At 71.8% G+C, this 2,776-nt stretch carries 3 protein-coding genes; all 3 read right to left on the bottom strand.

What is annotated here, in order from left to right; genetic code table 11:
* A partial coding sequence (locus tag MET9862_RS28800; RefSeq protein ID WP_142586290.1) for a DUF1190 domain-containing protein occupies nucleotides 1-508 on the bottom strand: 508 nt, incomplete at its 3' end.
* 57 nt (nucleotides 509-565) lie between these two features.
* A complete protein-coding gene (locus MET9862_RS28795; protein ID WP_142586289.1) occupies nucleotides 566-964 on the bottom strand; it encodes a DUF350 domain-containing protein in 399 nt (132 codons plus the stop codon).
* A 13-nt stretch (nucleotides 965-977) separates the two neighbouring features.
* A complete protein-coding gene (pyrG, locus tag MET9862_RS28790; RefSeq protein ID WP_142586288.1) occupies nucleotides 978-2,606 on the bottom strand; it encodes a CTP synthase in 1,629 nt (542 codons plus the stop codon).
* Between the last annotated feature and the right edge of the window lie 170 nt (nucleotides 2,607-2,776).

Below are 2,776 nucleotides of genomic sequence, written 5' to 3'. Positions count from 1 at the left end.
GCCCGCCGCTGCCGGTGACGATCCGGGCCCCGCCGCCGGTGCAGTAGCCGCCATGGCCCGCTGCCGCCGCGGCGTGGCCGGGGCGCGGGGCGTGGTCGAAGACCGGCTGCGGCGCGAGGCCCTGCGCGGCGCGCCGGCCGATCATGTAGCCCGCCATGCGGGGCAGGAAGCGGTCGCGGGCCTGCTCGCTCACCTCGCTGCCCGGCCGGCAGTGGAGCGGCCCGTGATGCCCCTCGCAATCGGTCAGGCTGGCGTAGCGCGGCGCCGCGGTCGGGTAGGCGGCCCGGGCCTGCTCGTATTCGCTGCGGCATTCCTCGGCCGGGCGGATGGCCTCGGCGGCGCAGGCGGCGGCGTCCGCGTAGACGAGCACGTCCTCCTCGCGCTGGCTCGGATCGAGGCTGCCGAGGCCGAGCGCCGCGGCGCCCGCGCCCGCGATCAGGACGAGGGAGACGGTCTGGGAGCGCTTCGAGCGCGTCCGCGAGCCGTCCGTGTCCTGCGTTGCGTCCATCCGGCGTTCCCCCGGTCGCGCGTCCGTCCGTCCCGGTCCGAATCGGCCGGGAGGGGATCAGTACGTCATCGAGGCGGCGTTGATGAGCCCGCCCGCCAGCGAGGCGGCGCCGAGCAGGATCGCCGCGGCCGTCTCGCCCCGCTCGATGCGGCCGGAGAGGTCGGGCAGGACGAGGCGCATCGCCCAGTAGATCGCCATCTGCACCACGAGGGCGACGAGGCCCCAGACGACGCAGTCGAGGAGCGACTGCGCGTTGTAGATCGAGACGACGAGCGGCAGGGCGTAGCCGATCAGGCCCGCGCCGAGGGCGATCGCCGCGGCGTCGTTGCCGGCCCGGATCAGGGCGATCTCGTGATGGGCGGTCGCCGTCAGGTAGACGGTGAGATAGGCGGCCACGAGCAGGAGGGCCGTGGCGTAGTAGGCGAGGAAGGCGGGAAGCCCGGAGATCGAGGCCACGGGCTCTCCCTCCTCAGACCAGGCGGCTCTGCTCGATGGCCGCGCCGATGAAGCTCTCGAAGAGCGGGTGCGGCTCGAAGGGGCGCGACTTCAGCTCCGGATGGTACTGCACGCCGATGAACCACGGGTGGCCCACATGCTCCACGGTCTCCGGCAGGAGGCCGTCCGGCGAGGTGCCGGAGAAGCGCAGGCCCGCCGCCTCCAGGCGCTCGCGATAGGCCATGTTGACCTCGTAGCGGTGGCGATGGCGCTCGGAGATCTCCGTGCCGCCGTAGATCTGCGCGATCTTGGTGTCCGCCTGCAGGCGCGCCTGATAGGCGCCGAGCCGCATGGTGCCGCCGAGGTTGCCCGCCGCGGCGCGCTTCTCCAGCTCGTTGCCCTTCAGCCACTCGGTGAGCAGGCCGACCACCGGCTCCGCGGTCTCGCCAAACTCGGTGGAGTTGGCCTCGCGGATGCCGGCCAGCGCGCGCGCCGCCTCGATCACCGCCATCTGCATGCCGAAGCAGATGCCGAAATAGGGGATCCTGCGCTCGCGGGCGTAGCGCGCCGCGCGGATCTTTCCTTCCGCGCCGCGCTGGCCGAAGCCGCCGGGCACCAGGATGCCGTTGATGCCCTCGAGGAAGGGGGCGGGGTCCTCGCGCTCGAACACCTCTGCCTCGATCCATTCGAGATTCACCCGGCAGCGATGGGCGATGCCGCCATGGGTGAGCGCCTCGGTGAGCGACTTGTAGGCGTCCTTCAGGCCCGTGTACTTGCCGACGATGGCGATAGAGACCTCGCCCTCGGGGTTGCGGACCCGCTCCGAGATCCGGCGCCAGCGCGCGAGATCCGGCTCGCCCCCGGCCTCCAGGCCGAAATGGGCGAGGATCTCGCGGTCGAGACCCGCCTCGCGGTAGGAGAGCGGCACGTCGTAGATCGAGGCGACGTCGCGCGCCTCGATCACCGCGGTCTCGCGCACGTTGCAGAACAGGCCGAGCTTGCGCCGCTCGTCGGCGGGGATCGGCCGGTCGCAGCGGCAGAGCAGGATGTCGGGCTGGATGCCGATCGAGCGCAGCTCCTTCACCGAGTGCTGCGTCGGCTTGGTCTTCAGCTCGCCCGCGGAGGGGATGTAGGGCAGGAGCGTCAGGTGCAGGAAGGCGGTGGCGCCGCGCGGCAGCTCCTGGCCGAGCTGGCGGATCGCCTCGAAGAAGGGCAGGCCCTCGATGTCGCCCACCGTGCCGCCGATCTCGACCAGCACGAAGTCGTAGGGCTCGTTGCCGTCGAGCACGAAGGCCTTGATGGCGTTGGTGACGTGCGGGATCACCTGGATGGTCGCGCCGAGATAGTCGCCGCGCCGCTCCTTGGCGATGATGTCCTGGTAGATCCGGCCGGTGGTGATGTTGTCGGCCCGGCTCGCCGGCAGGCCGGTGAAGCGCTCGTAATGGCCGAGGTCGAGGTCGGTCTCGGCGCCGTCGTCGGTGACGAAGACCTCGCCGTGCTGCGTCGGGCTCATCGTGCCCGGATCGACGTTCAGATAGGGGTCGAGCTTGCGCAGGCGGACGCGATAGCCGCGTGCCTGGAGGAGCGCCGCGAGGGCGGCGGAGGCGAGGCCCTTGCCGAGGGAGGAAACCACGCCGCCGGTGATGAAGACGTACCGCGTCATGGGCCTCGGTCCATAAAGAAAGCAGGGGGGTTTGCCAAACGGCACGAGCCCTGCGCCGCACGATTTCTGTGATCGTGCGGGGCAGGTCCGGGCCGCGTCGGCGGCATGGGTCGGACGTGTGCTCCGGGCGCCGGGCCGGCGCCCGTCGGTCAGCGCGACTGCGGCGCCTG

The organism is Methylobacterium symbioticum, assembly GCF_902141845.1.
Taxonomy (GTDB): Bacteria; Pseudomonadota; Alphaproteobacteria; order Rhizobiales; family Beijerinckiaceae; genus Methylobacterium; species Methylobacterium symbioticum.
This window is presented reverse-complemented; position numbering and strand designations above follow the sequence as displayed.